This window comes from Shewanella sp. 125m-7 (assembly GCF_052977045.1).
The window spans coordinates 1-503 of sequence record NZ_JBRILQ010000113.1; the positions used below are offsets into that span (position 1 = coordinate 1).

A 503-nucleotide genomic window follows, 5' to 3' on the forward strand; every position below is an offset into this window, starting at 1 on the left:
GCGGATTGATAAGGCTGACCCATATCCATTGAAACCGCTTTAATACCGTCTCTCGTCGCGGTTGATAATTGCTCGAAGAACGAAATAAGGACTGCTGCTTTTCTACCGTGTTCGACCCAAATTAAATGACCAGAAACCAAATCATATACCACGGTCATGTAGTCATGCCCTTTAGCTCGGGCCACCTCATCAACGCCAATATGGATTAAGTTGTTAAGCTTCGCGGGCTCCAAGCCTGGCAGAGTTGAATGTAGATATTCCTTATCAATGTTTTTTACCGTTTCCCAACGAATGCCTAGATGTTGAGACACTGCGTGAATACTCATGTACCGGCATAATCCACTGATGAACTGACAGAAGCGAATGGTATATCGCGCTCCTTTGGCAACGTATTCAGTCGCCTCAATTAACCTTCTTCCGTCTTTATCTCTGGTCTGAGCAAGTTCGACTTCGATGCTACAAGGACGTCCACTAACTGGTAGATCGTGTACCCGTCTTCTTAC

At 45.5% G+C, this 503-nt stretch carries 1 pseudogene; it reads right to left on the minus strand.

Annotation, left to right across the window (positions count from 1 at the left end):
• Window positions 1–503 (minus strand): annotated as a pseudogene (locus ACVBIL_RS20670) (ISL3-like element ISShha2 family transposase); the annotation flags it as partial.